This window comes from Lysobacter terrae, assembly GCF_054782215.1.
In genome coordinates this window covers 549,709-567,669 of the sequence record NZ_BAAGSX010000001.1, presented here as the reverse complement: position 1 = coordinate 567,669, position 17,961 = coordinate 549,709, and the positions used below count along the sequence as shown (strand labels likewise).

At 66.4% G+C, this 17,961-nt stretch carries 16 protein-coding genes; 4 read left to right on the top strand and 12 right to left on the bottom strand.

Annotated elements, in window-relative coordinates; translation table 11 throughout:
* Positions 1 to 15 precede the first annotated feature (15 nt).
* The 4 genes from recA to ACYVJ8_RS02740 form a co-directional block, all read right to left on the bottom strand.
* Positions 16 to 1,050 (bottom strand): recombinase RecA, encoded by a 1,035-nt coding sequence (recA, locus tag ACYVJ8_RS02755; RefSeq protein ID WP_460709361.1) that lies wholly within the window; start codon positions 1,048 to 1,050, stop codon positions 16 to 18.
* A gap of 177 nt (positions 1,051 to 1,227) precedes the next feature.
* Complete coding sequence (gene lexA / locus ACYVJ8_RS02750; RefSeq protein WP_460709360.1) at positions 1,228 to 1,854, bottom strand: transcriptional repressor LexA; 627 nt, start codon at positions 1,852 to 1,854, stop codon at positions 1,228 to 1,230.
* A 55-nt stretch (positions 1,855 to 1,909) separates the two neighbouring features.
* Positions 1,910 to 2,410, bottom strand: a complete 501-nt coding sequence (locus ACYVJ8_RS02745) for a CinA family protein (protein ID WP_460709359.1) — start codon at positions 2,408 to 2,410, stop codon at positions 1,910 to 1,912.
* Positions 2,411 to 2,483: 73 nt separating this feature from the next.
* Entirely contained in the window at positions 2,484 to 5,123 is a 2,640-nt protein-coding gene (locus ACYVJ8_RS02740; protein ID WP_460709358.1) for a TonB-dependent receptor, read from the bottom strand.
* Between the two features lie 260 nt (positions 5,124 to 5,383).
* Here ACYVJ8_RS02740 and mutS point away from each other — a divergent pair, with 260 nt between their 5' ends.
* The 3 genes from mutS (at position 5,384) to ACYVJ8_RS02725 (ending at position 11,185) form a co-directional block, all read left to right on the top strand.
* On the top strand, positions 5,384 to 7,993 hold the full coding sequence (gene mutS / locus ACYVJ8_RS02735; protein ID WP_460709357.1) for a DNA mismatch repair protein MutS: 2,610 nt from the start codon (positions 5,384 to 5,386) through the stop codon (positions 7,991 to 7,993).
* Between the two features lie 283 nt (positions 7,994 to 8,276).
* Positions 8,277 to 10,457 (top strand): catalase/peroxidase HPI, encoded by a 2,181-nt coding sequence (gene katG, locus ACYVJ8_RS02730; RefSeq protein WP_460709356.1) that lies wholly within the window; start codon positions 8,277 to 8,279, stop codon positions 10,455 to 10,457.
* Positions 10,458 to 10,588: 131 nt separating this feature from the next.
* Entirely contained in the window at positions 10,589 to 11,185 is a 597-nt protein-coding gene (locus ACYVJ8_RS02725) for a DUF937 domain-containing protein (protein ID WP_460709355.1), read from the top strand.
* Positions 11,186 to 11,200: 15 nt separating this feature from the next.
* Here ACYVJ8_RS02725 and ACYVJ8_RS02720 read toward each other — a convergent pair whose 3' ends face one another.
* From ACYVJ8_RS02720 to ffh, 8 genes are all read right to left on the bottom strand, one after another.
* Positions 11,201 to 11,620, bottom strand: coding sequence for an RNA-binding S4 domain-containing protein (locus ACYVJ8_RS02720; protein ID WP_460709354.1), 420 nt, complete (start codon positions 11,618 to 11,620; stop codon positions 11,201 to 11,203).
* Between the two features lie 31 nt (positions 11,621 to 11,651).
* A complete protein-coding gene (locus tag ACYVJ8_RS02715) occupies positions 11,652 to 12,380 on the bottom strand; it encodes a Mut7-C RNAse domain-containing protein (RefSeq protein WP_460709353.1) in 729 nt (242 codons plus the stop codon).
* 170 nt (positions 12,381 to 12,550) lie between these two features.
* The gene (gene rplS / locus ACYVJ8_RS02710) at positions 12,551 to 12,940 is read right to left on the bottom strand and encodes a 50S ribosomal protein L19 (protein ID WP_460709352.1); all 390 of its coding nucleotides are present in this window, start codon (positions 12,938 to 12,940) and stop codon (positions 12,551 to 12,553) included.
* A 191-nt stretch (positions 12,941 to 13,131) separates the two neighbouring features.
* Positions 13,132 to 13,893: a tRNA (guanosine(37)-N1)-methyltransferase TrmD gene (gene trmD, locus ACYVJ8_RS02705; protein ID WP_460709351.1), complete on the bottom strand. Its 762-nt coding sequence runs from the start codon at positions 13,891 to 13,893 to the stop codon at positions 13,132 to 13,134.
* An 81-nt stretch (positions 13,894 to 13,974) separates the two neighbouring features.
* The gene (gene rimM / locus ACYVJ8_RS02700; protein ID WP_460709350.1) at positions 13,975 to 14,490 is read right to left on the bottom strand and encodes a ribosome maturation factor RimM; all 516 of its coding nucleotides are present in this window, start codon (positions 14,488 to 14,490) and stop codon (positions 13,975 to 13,977) included.
* 44 nt (positions 14,491 to 14,534) lie between these two features.
* Positions 14,535 to 14,786, bottom strand: coding sequence for a 30S ribosomal protein S16 (rpsP, locus tag ACYVJ8_RS02695; RefSeq protein ID WP_460709349.1), 252 nt, complete (start codon positions 14,784 to 14,786; stop codon positions 14,535 to 14,537).
* A gap of 184 nt (positions 14,787 to 14,970) precedes the next feature.
* The gene (locus tag ACYVJ8_RS02690) at positions 14,971 to 15,531 is read right to left on the bottom strand and encodes an NAD(P)H-dependent oxidoreductase (RefSeq protein ID WP_460709348.1); all 561 of its coding nucleotides are present in this window, start codon (positions 15,529 to 15,531) and stop codon (positions 14,971 to 14,973) included.
* A 119-nt stretch (positions 15,532 to 15,650) separates the two neighbouring features.
* Positions 15,651 to 17,018, bottom strand: a complete 1,368-nt coding sequence (gene ffh / locus ACYVJ8_RS02685; RefSeq protein ID WP_460709347.1) for a signal recognition particle protein — start codon at positions 17,016 to 17,018, stop codon at positions 15,651 to 15,653.
* A 120-nt stretch (positions 17,019 to 17,138) separates the two neighbouring features.
* Here ffh and ACYVJ8_RS02680 point away from each other — a divergent pair, with 120 nt between their 5' ends.
* Positions 17,139 to 17,924 (top strand): cytochrome C assembly family protein, encoded by a 786-nt coding sequence (locus tag ACYVJ8_RS02680; protein ID WP_460709346.1) that lies wholly within the window; start codon positions 17,139 to 17,141, stop codon positions 17,922 to 17,924.
* The last annotated feature ends 37 nt before the right edge of the window (positions 17,925 to 17,961 follow it).

Genomic DNA, 17,961 nt, shown 5'->3' with positions numbered 1-17,961 from the left:
AGCGCGCCTGATCGATCAATCGGCGGAATCGTCCGCCCCTTCATCGCGACGGGCCTCGGCGGGCTTGAACTTCTCACGCAGCGCGGCTTCCAGCTGCACGGCGAGATGCGGGTTGTCCTTGAGGAACTGGCGGGCGTTTTCCTTGCCCTGGCCGATGCGCTCGCCGTTGTAGCCGTACCAGGCGCCCGACTTCTCGACGAGCTTGGCCTCCACGCCCATGTCGATGAGTTCGCCTTCGCGCGAGATGCCTTCGCCGTACAGGATCTCGGTGATGACCTGCTTGAACGGCGGCGCCATCTTGTTCTTCACCACCTTGATGCGGGTCTGGTTGCCGACGATCTCGTCGCCCTTCTTCACCGAGCCGATGCGGCGGATATCCAGGCGCACCGAGGCGTAGAACTTGAGCGCGTTGCCGCCGGTGGTGGTTTCCGGACTCTGCCCAGGCATCATGATGCCGATCTTCATGCGCAGCTGGTTGATGAAGATCACCATGCAGTTGCTGCGCTTGATGTTGCCGGTGAGCTTGCGCAGCGCCTGGCTCATGAGGCGGGCCTGCAGGCCCGGCAGCTGGTCGCCCATCTCGCCTTCGATTTCCGCCTTGGGCGTCAGCGCGGCGACCGAGTCGATCACCACCATGTCCACGGCGTTCGAGCGCACCAGCATGTCGGCGATTTCCAGGGCCTGCTCGCCGGTATCGGGCTGGCTGACCAGCAGGTCGTCGACGTTGACGCCGAGCTTGGCGGCGTAAGTCGGGTCGAGCGCGTGCTCGGCGTCGACGAAGGCGCAGGTGCCGCCGGCCTTCTGGCACTGGGCGATGGTCTGCAGGGTCAGTGTGGTCTTGCCCGAGGATTCCGGACCGTAGATCTCCACCACGCGGCCCTTGGGCAGGCCGCCGATGCCCAGCGCGATGTCCAGCATCAGCGAACCGGTGCCGATGACCTCGGCCGGCTCGGCCACCTGGTCGCCCATGCGCATGACCGCGCCCTTGCCGTACTGCTTTTCGATCTGGCTCAGGGCAGCCGTGAGGGCGCGCTTCTTGTTCTCATCCATCGTGGCGGTTCCTTAGGTTCGGTGTTTGTGTGCGTTGGGATCAGGTTACTGGGCGCGTATCGCAGAGGCTGAGACGCGAGCTCACCGCCCTGAAAAAAGTCTGCAGCGCCGGCGCGACAGCAGGAAGCGGTGCATTCCCGATCGGCGGGTAGGAAAACACCGCGTGCATCGGTGCGCTCATCGATTGGGCCGTACCAAACCGCAATAGAGGCCTTCGATCGCGAAGTCCTGATCGGGCAGCACTTCTATCGGCGCGTAGTCCGGATTGCGCGGCAGCAGGCGAATGCGGTCCTTGCCGATCTTCAGCAGCTTGACGGTGATTTCGTCGTCGACGCGAGCGACCACGATCTGGCCGCTACGGGCCTGGGAGGTGCGGTGCACGCCGATGAGATCGCCGTCGAAGATGCCCTCGTCGCGCATCGAGTCGCCTTTGACCTTCAGCAGGTAATCGGGTGCGGGGGCGAAGAAGTTCTTGTCGAGGAGGACGTAGTCGTCCGCTTCCAGATCCGTACCGGCGCCGATCGGCGCACCCGCCGCGACCCGGCCCAGCACCGGCAGCCGCAGTGCGTCGTCGTTCGCAGCCGGCTTCGTCTGCGCTTGGGTCAGGCGAATGCCCCGGGCTTGGCCGGGCACCCGCTGGATCGCCCCTGCCCGCTCCAACGCCTCCAGGTGGTACTGGGCGGCGCGGACACTGCTGAAACCGAAGGCCGTCGCGATTTCGGTCTGCGAAGGCGGCACGCCCTCGCTTTCGATCCGCTCGGCGATGTGGGCCAGGATGGCGCGCTGGGTGTCGGTCAGGTTCATTAGTAGCAATACTACTAATGACCTTTTTCAAAAAGCAAGCACCCGCTAGGGACTGCTACCCGGCCAGGCGGAGCAACCCCTGCAAGGCGGCGTGCACGGTCTGCCGGCGGACCGCCTCGCGATCGCCGTCGAAATGGAAAAGCTCAGCGGTGGCGTAACCGCCGCGCCGCTTCCAACCGATCCAGACGGTGCCGACCGGCTTGTCGGTCGTTCCGCCGCCGGGCCCGGCGATGCCGGTGACCGCCACGGACAGCGTCGCGCCCGAGTGGACCAGAGCGCCTGAGACCATTTCGAGCACGGTCTCGCGGCTGACGGCGCCGTGGTGCTCCAGCGTTTCCGGACGCACACCCAGCAGGGCCTGCTTCGATTCGTAGCTGTACGCGGCGATTCCGCATTCGAACCACGCCGAGGAACCCGCGATGTCGGTGAGCACCTTGGCGATCCAGCCGCCGGTGCAGCTTTCGGCGGTGACCAACATGTGGTGGGCCGCCTGCGCCGCGGCGCCCAACTCGCGGGCAAGCGCTTGCAGCGATGCGTCGGAGAGCGATTCGTTCATGCGCGCACTATAGCGACGCGGCAAAAAAAGACGACGGCCCGCCATAGCGAGCCGTCGTCTTCGCAACTTCGAATCAGTAGCTGAAGCGGAACGTCACGCCATAGGTCCGCGGCGCACCGAGGAAGGCGTTGTACGAGTTGAGCGGATCGCCCGGCAGCGAGGTACCCGGCGCCTGCAGCGGCGCGTCGAACGCCACTTGCATGTACTCCTCGTCGGTGAGGTTCTGCGCCCACAGCTCGATGCCCCAGCGCTTGTCCTTGCGCCCCAGACCAATACGCGCGTTGACGACGGTGTAGGCGTCCTGCTCCTTCTCGACGTCCAGGTCGGAACCGGTGTTGTACTCGGACATGTACTTGGCGCCGAGATTGAAGCGCGCGACCAGGTCGTTGCCGAAGCCCCACTCGTACGTCACCGAGCCCGATCCCGACCACTTCGGCGCGAAGCTCGCCTGACTGCCCGGCAGCTTGTACAGCGATCCCGGCGCAGTGGCAGGCTGATCGCTGAACTCCGCGGTCGGACGCTCATCGCCGTACTTGGTGTCGGCATAGGTCAGGCCGCCCTGGAAGCTCAGCCCCTTGATGCCGGTCTGCCACAGCAGTTCGGTATCGATACCTTGCGATACCACTTTCGGAATCGAGCGCACCACGAAGCTGGTGCCAAGAAAACTATTGAGCTGGAAGTCGTCGTAGGTCTGGTGGAACAGCGTGGCGTTGAACAGCAGATTGCCGTCCGCCCAAGTGGTCTTGGCACCCAGCTCGTAACTGTCGACGAATTCGCCCGGGAACGAGGTGTCGTCCACCGGCGTCACGCCGGCACCTGCGGACGACTGTCCGTTCGCCGATTGCACGCGATCCAGGTTGAAACCGCCGGCCTTGTAGCCGCGAGCGGCGGAGAAATACGTCATCAGGTTGTCGTTCCAGCGGTAGGCCGCCTTGAACGTGCCCGACCACTCGCGTTCGGTGCGGTCCTGATGCGTCACGCGGCCGTTGTGCAGCGCGTTCGCCCACGGCAGGCACATGAAGCCCGCGATGGTGGGCGCGACGGCATTGACGATCGCCGCGCGCTGCGCGGGCGGCAGCGCTGCCCAGTTCGCAATGCGCTGCGCCAGCGCCGTACCAACGCGCAGTCCCGGATTGCTCAGCACCGCTCCGCAACCGACGCTGCCGTTGGGATTGCTGAAGACCGAGTCCAGCTCTTTGTCTTCCTGCGTGTAGCGCAGACCCAAGGTCAGATCGAGCGCATCGGTGGCATGCCAGGTGTTGTTGCTGAACAACGCCTTGCTCTTCGAGTTCTGGCGATGCCGGTCGAGCGCGCCCAAGCCAGTGAAGTTGGTGCCGAACGGCTGGCCGCTCACCTGCGAGAGGAACGCCGCCGGATTGGCCGCGTTGACCGTCAAGCCCATCGCGGCGAGCGAGCTGAACACTCGCGAGCCCACCAGCGTCGAAATGTAGGGCTCGTAGGCGGCGCCGATGCGATAGGAGTCGTTGCGGTCGAGGTCCTCGTCCGAATAGAACGCGCCCACCATCCAGTCCAGGTGCTCGGTGGAACCGGTCAGCCGGAATTCCTGGCTGAAGGTGTCGAACGCGGTCAGCGATTCGTCCTCGTCCGGATTGCGATACAGGATGTCGGCGCTGGTGAAGTCGAAATCCAGACCGTTGATCGCATCCCACTCGCGGTGAGCGGTGATCGACGTCAGCGTCGCGCCGCCGAACCACGGCGTGATCCAGTTGACCTCGCCCTGCACGCCCTTGTCCTTGATGTCCTGTGCGGTGCTGCGGTTGCTCCAGGTCTGGCGATCGAAGGGATCGGTGCCGGCGGGCGCGACGCCCTCATCGGTCGCCAGCGCATCGACGATGGCCGCGGTCGCACCGCGGACGATGGTCGCGGCCGCGCAGCAGTTCTCCTCGCGGCTGGTGAAGTCCGCCATCAGGACGATGTCGAGGTTTTCGGTCGGTTCCAGCAAGAGCTGGCCGCGCAGCGAATGGAAGTTCTGATCGCCGTCTTCCTTCTCCTGGCGCGGACCTGCGCCGGTGTGCACGTCCATGAAGCCGTCGCGCTTGCGCTTCACCGCGTAGATGCGCATCGCGGCGTTGTCGCCCAGCGCCGTGTTGAACGCACCGGCGGCACCGAGCGCGTTGTAATCGCCGAACGTGAGCTCGCCTTCGACGGCGGTTTCGTAGCTGGGTCGGCGGGTGATCACATTGATCACGCCGGCCGAGGTGTTCTTGCCGAAGACCGTGCCTTGCGGGCCCTTGAGGACTTCGATGCGCTCCAGCTCGCCCAGGTCGCCGAAGCCCACGCTGTTGCGCGGACGGTACACGCCGTCGATCACGACGCCGACCGAAGACTCCAGGCCGGCGTTGTCGCCCACCGTGCCGATGCCGCGGATACGCGCGGTGGTGATCGCCTCGTTCTGCGTGCTGGTCACGATCAGGCCCGGCACCAGGATCTGCATGTCCTTGATGTCGCGCACGCCGGTGTCGCGCATCAATTGTTCGGGTAAAGCCGTGAGCGAAATCGGCACGTCCTGCATGGTCTCTTCGCGCTTCTGCGCGGTGACTACCAGTTCGGACAGCGTCGTCGCCTTTTCCTCGTCATTGGCGCCGGAAGCTGGAGCCGCTTCCTGGGCCAAAGCCGGCGCGGCCAGCATCGATGCCATGGCCGCGGCTACGGCCAGCGACAGCAACTTCTTCTGAGTGTCGTTCGGACGCATTGCGCACCCCTCCGTCGAATGGGCCGATGCTGCGCGTCTAGGCAGCCAGCCCTCGCTACCGCGCCCCCCGCGCGGCTTCCCCTTGCCCCCACCGACGGACGGACTCGCAATCCGCCGGGCCGGCCGAACCTATCACGCTTTGCGACGCCGGTCATGAAACGGGCGGTCTATTCGTGCCCTGCCCGATGCCGGCCGCAGCTGTCATCATTGCGCGCATGGCGCACACCGGCGCCTGCAGATTTATGGACCCGCACGTTCCCATGCACGGCAACACCCCGGCTCCCACTCCCGAGCACACCCCGTTGATGAAGCAGTTCTTCGCCGCCAAGGCGGAGTACCCGGACGTGCTGCTATTTTTCCGCATGGGCGACTTCTACGAGCTGTTCTACGACGACGCCCGCAAGGCGGCGCGGCTGCTCGACATCACCCTGACCCAGCGCGGCAACTCCGCGGGCCAGCCGATTCCCATGGCCGGCGTGCCGCATCACGCCTACGAGGGCTACCTGGCCCGCCTGGTGGCCCTGGGCGAATCGGTGGCGATCTGCGAACAGATCGGCGACCCCGCGCTGGCGAAGGGGCTGGTCGAACGCAAGGTCGTCCGCGTGGTCACACCGGGCACCGTGACCGACGAGGCCCTGCTCAACGAGCGGCGCGACACGCTGCTGCTCGCGATCGCGCGCGGCAAGCACGGCTATGGCATCGCCTGGGCCGACCTCGCCGCTGGCCGCCTGCTCGCCAACGAAGTCGCCAGCGAGGACGCGCTGGAAGCCGAACTCGCCCGCCTGGAACCGGCCGAAACCCTGATCGCCGACGAGGAGGGCTGGCCCGCCTTCGTCGCCACCCGCAACGGCGCGCGACGCCGCGCGCCCTGGCTGTTCGACGCGGACAGCGGCCGCCGCCAGTTGCTGCGCTTCTTCGGCCTGCACGACCTCACCGGCTTCGGCATCGACGACAAGCCACAGGCGGTTGCGGCCGCCGCCGCGCTGTTGGGTTATGTCGAAGAGACGCAGAAGCAGCGCCTGCCCCACCTGACTTCCATCGCGGTCGAATCGGGCGACGGCGCCATCGCGATGAACGCCGCCACGCGTCGCCATCTCGAACTCGACAGCCGCATCGATGGCGACACCCGCACGACCCTGCTGGGCGTGCTCGATACCACCATCACGCCGATGGGCGGACGCCTGCTGCGGCGCTGGCTGCATCGTCCGCTGCGCGATCGCGGCACGCTGCGCCTGCGTCATCAGGCCGTCGCGACGCTTAGCGAATCCGGGGTCGCCGAACGCACGCGCGAGAGCTTCCGCGCGCTCGGCGATCTGGAACGCATCCTGTCCCGCATCGCACTGCGCTCCGCCCGCCCGCGCGATCTGTCCACGCTGCGCGACGGCCTCGCGCTGCTGCCGGCCGTGCGCGCGCAGTTGCAGCCGCTGGATTCGCCGCACCTGCGCGCGTTGTCCGACGAACTGGGCGAGCACGATGCGCACGCGCACCTGCTCGCATCCGCGATCGTCCCGCAGCCGCCGGTACTGGCGCGCGACGGCGGCATCTTCGCCGAGGGCTACGACACCGAACTGGACGAGCTGCGCACGCTGTCCACGAACGCCGACCAGTTCCTGATCGACCTGGAGGCGCGCGAACGCGCCGCGACGGGCATCGCCACGCTCAAGGTCGGCTACAACCGTGTGCACGGTTACTACATCGAGATCAGCAAAGGCCAGAGCGACAAGGCGCCGACGCACTATTCGCGGCGGCAGACGCTGACCGGCGCCGAGCGCTACATCACCGAAGAGCTGAAGCAGTTCGAAGACAAGGTCCTGTCGGCGCGCGAACGCGCCCTGGCCCGCGAACGCCTGCTCTACGAACAACTGCTGGATGCCTTGAACGAGCGCCTGGAGCCGCTCAAGCGCTGCGCCGCGGCGCTGTCGGAACTGGACGTGCTCGCCTGCTTCGCCGAGCGCGCGCAGACGCTCGACTGGTCGCAGCCCGAACTCGCCGAAGAAGCCGGCATCCGCATCGAGCGCGGCCGCCACCCGGTCGTCGAAGCGGTACGCAGCGAACCGTTCGAACCCAACGATCTCATCCTCGGCCAGCGGCTCTCCGCTCATGCTGAGGCTGTCGAAGTACGGATGCTGGTCATCACCGGCCCCAACATGGGCGGCAAATCGACCTACATGCGGCAGAACGCGCTGATCGTGCTGCTCGCGCACATCGGCAGCTTCGTGCCGGCCGCGCGCGCCGTGCTCGGCCCGATCGACCGCATCCTCACCCGCATCGGCGCCGGCGACGACTTGGCGCGGGGCCAGTCGACCTTCATGGTCGAGATGAGCGAGACCTCGTACATCCTCCACCATGCAACCGCGCAGTCGCTGGTGCTGATGGACGAGATCGGCCGCGGGACCTCGACTTACGACGGCCTGGCGCTGGCCGAAGCCTGCGCGCGGCATCTGGCCCACCACAACCGCGCGTACACGCTGTTCGCGACGCACTATTTCGAGCTGACCACGCTCGCCGAACCGGGCAGCGGCATCGCCAATGTGCACCTGGATGCGGTCGAGCACGGCGACGCGCTGGTCTTCATGCACGCGGTGAAGGACGGCCCCGCCGACCGCAGCTTCGGCCTGCAGGTCGCCGCACTCGCCGGCCTGCCCAAGTCGGTGGTCAAGCAGGCGCGCGGCCGGCTCAACGAACTGGAACAACAGAGCCGCGATGCGCCGAAGCCGGCGCTGACGCCGGTCGCCTTGGATCAGCCGCAGCAGTTCGGCCTGTTCGCACCGAACTCGGCCGCGCTGGATGCCCTCGCCGCGATCGATCCCGACGAGCTGACACCGAAGCAGGCCCTCGAAGCGCTGTACCGGTTGCGGCATCTGCTCTGAGCGGCGGCGACGTTCCGGCAATCGGCGCGCCGCCCAAATCGATAGCCCAGCGCTATCGATTTGGTTCGTACATTCAATTTCTCCTCTCGCTGGACGGCGCGTACCTTTGGGTTGTTGCTGCGGCGTCGGTAGCCACGGCTGACCACGCGCTGCAAAACACGCAAGGCACGCTTTCGCACGGGACTCGGCGGCAGCCAGCCGGATCCCGACTACGAGCACGCCATCTTCGCCACCCGCACGCCCTCCCCCACGGCGGCGTGCCCACGACAGAGGAGAGTCCCGTATGAACCTGGAATCGAAATGCCCGGTGATGAGTCACCGGAAGACGCGCAACAACTCCCACTGGTGGCCCGATCAACTCAACCTGGATGTGCTGCATCAGCACTCCGAACTGTCCGACCCGATGGTCGAAGGCTTCGACTACAAGACGGAGTTCAAGACACTCGATCTGGATGCCGTCATCAAGGATCTGCATGCGTTGATGACCGACTCGCAGGACTGGTGGCCCGCCGACTACGGCCATTACGGCCCCTTCTTCATCCGCATGGCCTGGCATGCCGCAGGCACGTATCGCATTTTCGACGGACGTGGCGGCGCGCGCTCCGGCGAGCAACGCTTCGCACCGCTCAACAGCTGGCCGGACAACGGCAATCTCGACAAGGCACGCCGCCTGCTGTGGCCGGTCAAGCAGAAGTACGGACGCAAGCTGTCGTGGGCCGATTTGTTGATCCTCGCCGGCAACGTCGCGCTGGATTCGATGGGCTTCAAGACCTTCGGCTTCGGCGGCGGCCGCGAGGACGTGTGGGAACCGCAACCGATCGACTGGGGCCCGGAATCCACCTGGCTCGGCGACGAGCGTTACAGCGGCGAGCGCGAACTCGCCAATCCGTTCGGCGCGGTGCAGATGGGCCTGATCTACGTGAACCCGCAAGGACCGAATGGGAATCCGGATCCTGTCGCCTCCGGCCGTGACGTCCGCGAAACCTTCGCCCGCATGGCGATGAACGACTACGAGACCGTCGCCCTGGTCGCCGGCGGCCACACCTTCGGCAAGGCGCATGGCGCGGGGCCGGAGTCGCACCTCGGCCGCGAACCGGAAGGCGCGAACATCGAAGAACTCGGCCTGGGCTGGAAGAGCACCTACGAGAGCGGTATCGGTGCGCACGCGATCACCAGCGGTATCGAAGGCGCATGGACGGCGACGCCGATCCAGTGGGACATGTCGTATTTCGAAACGCTGTTCGGTAACGAATGGGAGCTGACGAAGAGCCCCGCGGGCGCGCACCAGTGGAAGCCCAAGGGCGACGCCAACACCAACGTGCCCGACGCGCACATCCCCGGCAAGAAACACCAGCCGATGATGACCACCGCCGACCTCGCGATGCGCCTGGATCCGGCGTACGAAAAAATCTCGCGGCATTTCATGGCGAACCCGGCCGAATTCGCCGACGCGTTCGCGCGCGCGTGGTTCAAGCTCACCCATCGCGACATGGGCCCGAAGATCCGCTATCTCGGCAAGCTGGTGCCGAAGGAAAACCTGATCTGGCAGGACCCCATTCCCGCCGTCGATCACCCGCTGGTCAACGCCGCCGACATCGCAGCGCTGAAGAAGAAGGTGCTCGATTCCGGCCTGCCGGTCGCGCAACTGGTCAAGACGGCCTGGGCCTCGGCCTCCACGTTCCGCGGTACCGACCTGCGCGGCGGCGCCAACGGCGCACGCATCCGCCTGGAACCGCAGCGGAACTATGAAGCCAACGAGCCGGCGGAACTGGACAAGGTGCTGTCCACGCTCGAATCGATCCAGCGCGACTTCAACGCCGCGCAGAGCGGCGGCAAGAAGATCTCGCTCGCCGACCTGATCGTGCTGGCCGGCAGCGCGGCAGTCGAAGCGGCGGCGAAGAAGGCTGGTCATGACGTCACCGTGCCGTTTACCCCGGGGCGCATGGATGCCACGCCAGCGCAGACGGACGTCGACTCGTTCCTCGTGCTCGAACCGGCGGCCGACGGATTCCGCAACTACATCCGTAAGGGTGCGGAAAAACTCGCCGCGACCGCGCTCATCGATCGCGCGAGCCTGCTGACGCTCACCGCGCCGGAGATGGCGGTGCTCGTCGGCGGCCTGCGTGCCATCGGTGCCAACACGGGCAACACGCGACACGGCGTGTTTACCCAGCGTCCGGGCGCACTCACGCCGGATTTCTTCGTGAACCTGCTCGACATGCGGACCGCATGGAGCCCCTCGGAATCCGAGCCTGGCGTCTTCGAAGGCCGCGACCGCAAGACCGGAGCAGTGCGCTGGACCGCGACGATGGCCGATCTGATCTTCGGCTCGAACGCGCAGCTGCGCGCACTGGCCGAAGTGCATGCCGCCAGCGATGGCGAAGCGGACTTCGTGAGGGATTTCGTGAAGGCGTGGACCAAGGTGATGAACCTGGACCGTTTCGACCTGGAATACGCGGCGTAACGGCCGCAACCCGCACCGACGATGCGACGACGCCCGGCCCCGCCGGGCGTCGTTTTTTTGTCAAATTCGCGTGCTTCGAATAGGACTAGGATGGCGTTTCATCCCCCGACCGACCCAAGCGAGGCAACCCCATGAGCGCATCGCTCAGCAACGACCTGATGTCGCAGCTTCAAGGCGCTCCCTTGCAGCAGATCGGCGAGCAACTCGGACTGTCCCCCACGCAAACGCAGGATGCCGTCGGCGCCGCGCTACCGCTGCTGCTCGGTGCATTGGGCCGCAACACCGGCCAAGCGCAAGGTGCCGAAGCCTTGTTCGGTGCGCTGCAACGCGATCATGCCGGCCTCGATCTTGGCAGCGTGCTGGGTTCGGTCCTCGGTGGTGGCGGCCAGGGCGCGCAGATACTCGGACACGTCTTCGGCAATCAACAGAACAACGCCACACAGGGACTGGGCGCCGCCACGGGCCTGGGCGGTTCGCAGGCGAGCTCGCTGCTGAAGCTGCTCGCGCCGATCGTGCTTGCGTACCTCTCGCGCCGCCTGCTGTCGCAGGGCAACGCCACGCCGCAGGCGTTGGGCCAGGTATTGGGCCAGGAACACCAGGAGATCCGTCAGCAAGGCGGCCTGGGCGGCGGTCTGTTGGGTGCCGTGTTGGATCGCGACGGCGACGGCGATGCGGACTTCTCGGATCTGATCGGGCTGGCCGGATCAGTGCTGGGCGGACGACGCTGAGCATCGACTGGCGAACTAGGTCGCGTCGATATCGCCCAGCGCGCGGATGAGCCTGCGGGCGCGTTTGTCGGGTTTGGTTTCCGGGGCGCGGTAACCAGCGCGCTCGGCGGAACGTTGCGCGCGTTCGCTTTCGCGGCGCGCTCGCGAGGCTTCGCTCTCGGAATACAGTCCCTGCGCCACGCTCGCGGGGCCGCGCATGGCGCTCAGCCCGCGGACTTCGACCTCGAAGGTTTCCTCGCCGCGTGCGATCTTCACGGCATCGCCGACGCGCACGGCGCGCGACGGCTTGGCGCGCTGTCCGCCGATCTCGATCTTTCCGGTTTCGATCGCCTGCTTCGCGAGCGCGCGGGTCTTGAAGAAACGCGCGGCCCACAACCACAAGTCGAGACGCACGCTGGCGCTGGCTTCGTCTGAAACGTTTTCTGAAATCTTCATCGCGGGCAGGATTATCGCGCCATGACGAGGTCTAGATCGATACGCCGACTTCACGCAGGCGTTGCCGCAGGCGAGTGAGGTGGCTGCCCGGCCAGTAGATCTGCCCGCATTCCTTGCAGCGGCTGAGTCGATAGCAGTCGTCAGCGCCGATCATCGCTTCCGGTGCCAGCGATTCGACCTTCCCATTGCAGCGCGCGCAGCGGGTAAACGGCGCGATCAGCGCATCGAGCTGAAAGCGGTCGCACACCTCGCGCAACTGCCGGCGTGGATCGGTCGCGTGGATAAAAGCGCCATGGGTAAGTGCCGCGCGCTTGAGCAGACCCGTATCGCGACTGAGCAGGATGCGCCGCTGCGTCTGCGAGATAGCGAGCAATTCCTCGTCGCCGTAGTCGTTGCGGTACAGCGTGTCGAATCCGAGCAAGCGCAGATAGGACGCAAGGCGCCCCAGGTGCACGTCGAGCACGAAGCGCGGTTCGCGCAGCGGCGCCGGCCGCAGACGCGTCGCCGCACCCAGGTCGAAGCATTCGAACATGGGATATACGGCGACGCGCTCGCCGCCGCGCAGCCGGTGATGAAAGCCCACGGGTTCGCCGTCCACCAGGATCAGATCGACCTCGGTATGCGGCACGCCCAGCGCCTCGATCCGATCCTTCACCGCCGGCGTGCCGTCGAACGCATGCATGAAGCTGCGCTTGCGGCGCTCGGGCGCAAGAAAATCGCCGAGCTCCTCGTAGAAGCGGAATTCGCAGTGGCGCAGCACGGCTGCCCTCGCCTGTCTGTCGGCGATGCGCGCAGCGTACTCCGAAGGTCGATGCGCGCGCGTATGCGAGTGCGCAAAAACAACATGCCCGAAAAAACAAAACGGCCGCCTCGAGGGCGGCCGTCGCGGCGCATGCACCCGTGGGTGCCGCGCCAGGTAGTGCGTTGGAATTACTCGGCCTTGGCCTTCTTGGCGTAGGCGGCGAGATCTTCCTTGATGCGGGCCTTCTTGCCTTCCAGGCCACGCAGGTAGTACAGCTTGCCGGCGCGGACCTTACCGCGGCGCTTCACTTCGACCGAGTCGATGATCGCGCTGTGGGTCTGGAAGACGCGCTCGACGCCGTAGCCGTGCGAGATCTTGCGAACGGTGAACGAGGAATTCAGGCCGGCGTTCTTGGTGCCGATCACCACGCCTTCGTAGGCCTGGACGCGTTCGCGGTTGCCTTCCTTCACCTTCACGTTGACGACAATGGTGTCGCCGGGGCCGAAGTCCGGCAGCTTGCGCTGGATCTGTTCGGCTTCGAAATTCTGCAGGAGCGTATGGATCGACGGCTTGTTCATGGCTATGGCCTGTTGGTGTAGTTGTAGCGCGAGTGCACGTGGACCCGCGTCTGGCATCGGTGGAGCGAGCCGCGCATTCTAGCGGAGTTTTTCCTTGCGCGGCAAATGGTTATGGCCCGGAACGGGGGGTGTCGCCAACGTGGCGGGCCTTCCTGTCGGCCCGATCTGGTAGCTAGCCAGGGACATACGCCCTAACCGTCGAAATCGTCGCCAACCTCGGCGAAGCGGGCCCTATATTCGTCCAAAAGGCGATGATCGGCCTTGGACAGTGTGGATTCGTCCAGTAGGTCCGGCCGGCGCTGCCAGGTCCGGCCCAGGGCTTCCCGCCGTCGCCAGCGCGCGATGTCCGCGTGGTTGCCCGAGAGCAGGACGTCCGGAACCCGGCCCAGCGCGTGCTCGACCGGCCGGGTGTAATGCGGGCAATCCAGCAGGCCGCCTTCGAAGCTGTCCTGCTCGGCCGACTCGGCGTCGCTCAGGGCGCCTTCCTGCAGCCGGGCCACGGTGTCGATCACCACGGCCGCCGCCAGCTCGCCGCCGGACAGCACGTAATCGCCGATCGACAGCTCTTCGTCCACTTCTGCTTCGATCAGACGCTCGTCGATGCCTTCGTAGCGGCCGCACAGCAGGATCACCCGCTCGCGCGCCGCCAGCTCACGCGCCTTGGCCTGGGTCAGCGGCGCGCCCTGCGGGCTGAGATAGATCACGCGGGCGGGCGCGGGATCCGCAGCTCTCGCGGCTTCGATCGCGGCGCGCAGCGGATCGATCAACATGACCATCCCCGGCCCGCCGCCGAACGGGCGGTCGTCTACGCGACGGTAATTGCCTTCCGCGTAATCGCGGGGATTCCAGGCATGAAGCGAGACGAGCCCGCGCTCTCCGGCGCGCCCGGTCACGCCGAACGCGGTGCACTGGGCGATGAAATCGGGAAACAAGCTGATGACGTCGATGCGCATGGCGATCCTGGATGAGCTGCGACGGTTGGCGCGGCGGCCACTTACGAAAAGCCGGGCCCTTGCCCAGACCTTCAGGGAATTCTAGAACTCGGGATCCCAGTCCACCGTGACCACGCCGGCTTCGAAATCCACGCCGGTGACGTACTGCGGCTGGACGAACGGGATCATGCGCTCGCGCTCGCCGTGCGCGACCAGCACATCGTTGGCGCCCGTGGAAAACAAGTGCGAGACGGTACCGAAATCGGTGCCATCGACGTTCACGACGCGCAGCCCCTCCAGGTCCACCCAGTAGAACTCGCCCGGCTTCGGCGGCGGCAAGGCGGATCGGGGGACGTAGATCTCGGTGCCGCGCATCGCCTCGATGGCGTCGCGGTCGGTGACGTCGGGAAAGTGGGCGACGATGTGCTTGCCGCTTTCCTTGCCGCGCACGCCGCGCAGCTCGCGCTCGTTGCCCTGCGGGTCGCGCAGGATCCAGGGCTGGTAGCGGAAGATGGCGCTGCGCGGCTCGGTCCAGGACTCGAGTTTCGCCTCGCCCCGAACGCCAAAGGCGCCGGTCACCCTGCCCAGCAGGATGCGGCGCCCTTGATCGTTGCTCATGCGGATTGCGGAATCAGCCGCGCGGCGAAGCGCGCGGCCAGCAATCAGGCAGCGGCCTTGGCCGCTTCCTTGTAGAGGACGGCGACCTTGTCGGTCAGCTGCGCACCCTTCGACACCCAGTGCTTGATGCGCTCCAGGTCGAGTTCGACGCGCTTTTCAGCGCCCTGCGCCACCGGGTTGTAGAAACCCACGCGCTCGATGTTGCGACCGTCGCGGGCGCTGCGGCTGTCGGTGACGATGATGTGGTAGAAGGGGCGCTTCTTCGCGCCGCCACGGGTGAGGCGGATCTTGACCATTGCTTTCTCGTGTTGCCCAGCTGCCGGAATGGCAGGGTAAGCGCGGGATTGTAAGCTATTGATTCGGCCGAGGAAACTGCGCCGCCCCAAAAATTGGCGTCCAGAGGGCCATCCGCGCCGCCGAGCGCCCAAAAAACCGGCGTCCGGCGCTTTTCGGCCGCATCGGAGCCGCGGAGCGCCCCGGTCAACCGGCCAGCGCGAACCGATCCGCCCGAGCCACGGCTTCGGCATCCTGGGCCACGTCGCCCGGCCGGTTGCCGTACCCGGTCAGCATGCCCCGCCACTCCATGCCCATGTAACCGGCGGTGAGTTCCAGCATTCGCGCGAAGGGCTCGGCCGCGCTGAAGTCCTCGTCGCTGACCACGCAGACGGCGTGCAGGCGCTTGCCCGCCATCTGCTGCTTGAAATCCAGCCCGGGCACGCGCAGCCACGCGCTCCAGTAGTCGAAGTACAGCTTCACGCTGGCGGGCACGCTGTACCAATACAGCGGCGCGGCAATGACGATGTCGGAGGCGTCCAGGGTCGCTTCGGCGAGCACCCTTTCATTCCCTTGCGGCGGCGGGTAGATGCCGACGGAATGGCGGATGTCGCGAAACGCCGGCAGCGGATATTCGTCGAGATGCAGGGTGCGATGGCTCGCCGATGCCGGCAGCGCCGCGGCCATGCGCTGAGCGAGGAACTGGGCATTGCCGCCTTCGCGAGCGCTGCCGAGCAGGAACAAGACGTTGTGATTGGAAGCGGACATGACGTACTCGCCGCGAGGAGACGCCCGAACTCTAGGGCAAACCCCGCGGCGCGCCGCCGTTGGCGACGGCACACATCATTCCACTGCGTCATTCCACCCTTGGAATGGCGCGCATCCGATCAGCGGAACGGCATTCCGCCGCGGCCGCCCATCATGCCCTTCATGCCGCGCATGAGGCCCTTCATGCCACCGCCGGAAAGCTTGCTCATCATCTTTTCCATCTGCTGATACTGCTTCATCAGCTTGTTCACGTCGGCCGGCGTGGTGCCGGAACCGCGCGCGATGCGGGCGCGGCGCGAACCATTGAGCAGATCCGGATTGCGGCGCTCCTTCGGCGTCATCGAATTGATGATCGCGACCATGCGCGGCACTTCCTTGCCGGTGACCTGGCTCTTCACGTTGTCGGGGACCTGGCCCATGCCCGGCAGCTTGTCCATCAGGCCATGGATGCCGCCCATGTTCTGCATCTGTTCGAGCTGATCGCGCAGATCGTTGAGGTTGAAGCGCTTGCCCTTGGCGACCTTCTCCGCCAGCTTCTGCGCCTTGTCCTTGTCGACCTGCTGCTCGACCTGCTCGACCAGCGACAGCACGTCGCCCATGTCGAGGATGCGGCTGGCGATACGGTCCGGATGGAACACGTCGAGGCCGTCGGGCTTCTCGCCCACGCCGATGAACTTGATCGGGCGATGGGTGATGTAACGCACCGACAGCGCCGCACCGCCGCGCGCGTCGCCGTCGGTCTTGGTCAGCACCACGCCGGTGAGCGGCAGCGCTTCGGCGAAGTGCTTGGCGGTGACTGCGGCGTCCTGACCGGTCATCGAGTCGACCACGAACAGCGTCTCGACCGGATTGACCGCGCTGTGCAGCGCCTTGATCTCGGCCATCATCGCTTCGTCGATGCTGGTGCGGCCCGCGGTATCGACGATCAGCACGTCGGCGTAGGTCTTGCGCGCTTCGTCGATCGCGGCCTTCACGATCGCTTCGGGCTTCTGCGACGCCTCCGACGGGAAGAACAGCACGTCGACCTGCTGCGCCAGCGTCTTCAGCTGTTCGATCGCGGCCGGACGATAGACGTCGGCCGACACCACCATCACCTTCTTCTTGCGCTTTTCCTTGAGGTGCTTGGCAAGCTTGGCGACCGTCGTGGTCTTGCCCGCGCCCTGCAGGCCGGCCATCAGGATCACGGCGGGAGCGGGCACGTTGAGGTTGAGGTCGCTCGCGGTCGAGCCCATCACCGCGCTGAGCTCGTCGCGCACGACCTTGATCAGGGCCTGGCCCGGCGTCAGCGACTTCAGCACTTCCTGGCCGACCGCGCGCACCTTGATGCGCTCGATCAGGGCCTGCACCACCGGCAGGGCGACGTCGGCTTCGAGCAGGGCGATGCGGACTTCGCGGGTCGCCTCGCGGATGTTCTCTTCGGTCAGGCGGCCGCGGCCGCGCAGGCGGTCGATGGTGCCGGACAGACGCTGGGTGAGGGACTCGAACATGCGGGAAGCCTGCGGGCGATCGATCGAAAGCGGGCGCGAATTATACGGGCTGCGGGTGCGTGCCTGGAGCGCGGGTTCAGGGCACGCTCGCCGGCAGCGGCCGTATGCGACACTGCGTCGATGACAATCGTTCTCATCGCCGTCCTTTTCTATCTGCTCGCCGCCGGGCTGCTGGTCGCGCAGCTGCGACGGGAACACAAGCGCGGCCTGCGCTGGCTGCTTCCGGCCGTGGTCGCCGTCGTGCTGCACCTGACCACGCATGCATTGGCGTGGCGCGGCGCCGGTGGCGCCGACCTGCACTTCTTCTCGGCGCTGTCGCTGGTCGCCATGGGCATGGCGGCGATGACGACGCTGTACGGCGCCAGCGGCCGGATGGCGGCCCTGGGCGTGGTGGTCTTCCCGATTGCCGCGATCACCCTGGCCGCGTACGCCGGCTATGGGCATGTGACCGCCGAAGCGCTCGACTGGCGCCTGCAACTGCATGCCTGGTGCGCGCTGCTCGCCTACGCCACGCTGGCGATCGCCGCTCTCCTGGCCATCACCCTGTGGCTGCAGGAACGTGCCCTGCGCCGTCGTGAATTCCACGGCTGGCTGCGTGCGCTGCCGCCGCTGGTGGAATTGGAAAGCCTGCTGTTCCGCACGATTGCGGTGGGTTTCATCCTGTTGACCGCCACCCTGCTGACCGGCGTGCTGTTCGTGGAGAACCTGTTCGCCCAGCACCTGGTCCACAAGACGGTGCTCAGTGTCCTTTCCTGGCTACTGTTCGGGGCACTGCTGCTGGGCCGTTGGCGCCGCGGCTGGCGCGGGGCGACCGCCGTGCGCTGGACGCTGACCGCCATGGGCATGCTCGTCCTGGCCTTCTTCGGCAGCAAGTTCGTGCTGGAGCTGATGCTCGGCCGCTCCTGAGCCGCCCAAGCCCGCCTTTCGCGCCTGAATAGGGCCT

Coding starts and splice junctions, on each gene's coding strand:
- recA (WP_460709361.1), bottom strand. CDS start 1,050: ATGGATGAGAACAAGAAGCGCGCCCTCACGGCTGCCCTGAGCCAGATC.
- lexA (WP_460709360.1), bottom strand. CDS start 1,854: ATGAACCTGACCGACACCCAGCGCGCCATCCTGGCCCACATCGCCGAG.
- ACYVJ8_RS02745 (WP_460709359.1), bottom strand. CDS start 2,410: ATGAACGAATCGCTCTCCGACGCATCGCTGCAAGCGCTTGCCCGCGAG.
- ACYVJ8_RS02740 (WP_460709358.1), bottom strand. CDS start 5,123: ATGCGTCCGAACGACACTCAGAAGAAGTTGCTGTCGCTGGCCGTAGCC.
- mutS (WP_460709357.1), top strand. CDS start 5,384: ATGCACGGCAACACCCCGGCTCCCACTCCCGAGCACACCCCGTTGATG.
- katG (WP_460709356.1), top strand. CDS start 8,277: ATGAACCTGGAATCGAAATGCCCGGTGATGAGTCACCGGAAGACGCGC.
- ACYVJ8_RS02725 (WP_460709355.1), top strand. CDS start 10,589: ATGAGCGCATCGCTCAGCAACGACCTGATGTCGCAGCTTCAAGGCGCT.
- ACYVJ8_RS02720 (WP_460709354.1), bottom strand. CDS start 11,620: ATGAAGATTTCAGAAAACGTTTCAGACGAAGCCAGCGCCAGCGTGCGT.
- rplS (WP_460709352.1), bottom strand. CDS start 12,940: ATGAACAAGCCGTCGATCCATACGCTCCTGCAGAATTTCGAAGCCGAA.
- trmD (WP_460709351.1), bottom strand. CDS start 13,893: ATGCGCATCGACGTCATCAGCTTGTTTCCCGATTTCATCGCCCAGTGC.
- rimM (WP_460709350.1), bottom strand. CDS start 14,490: ATGAGCAACGATCAAGGGCGCCGCATCCTGCTGGGCAGGGTGACCGGC.
- rpsP (WP_460709349.1), bottom strand. CDS start 14,786: ATGGTCAAGATCCGCCTCACCCGTGGCGGCGCGAAGAAGCGCCCCTTC.
- ACYVJ8_RS02690 (WP_460709348.1), bottom strand. CDS start 15,531: ATGTCCGCTTCCAATCACAACGTCTTGTTCCTGCTCGGCAGCGCTCGC.
- ffh (WP_460709347.1), bottom strand. CDS start 17,018: ATGTTCGAGTCCCTCACCCAGCGTCTGTCCGGCACCATCGACCGCCTG.
- ACYVJ8_RS02680 (WP_460709346.1), top strand. CDS start 17,139: ATGACAATCGTTCTCATCGCCGTCCTTTTCTATCTGCTCGCCGCCGGG.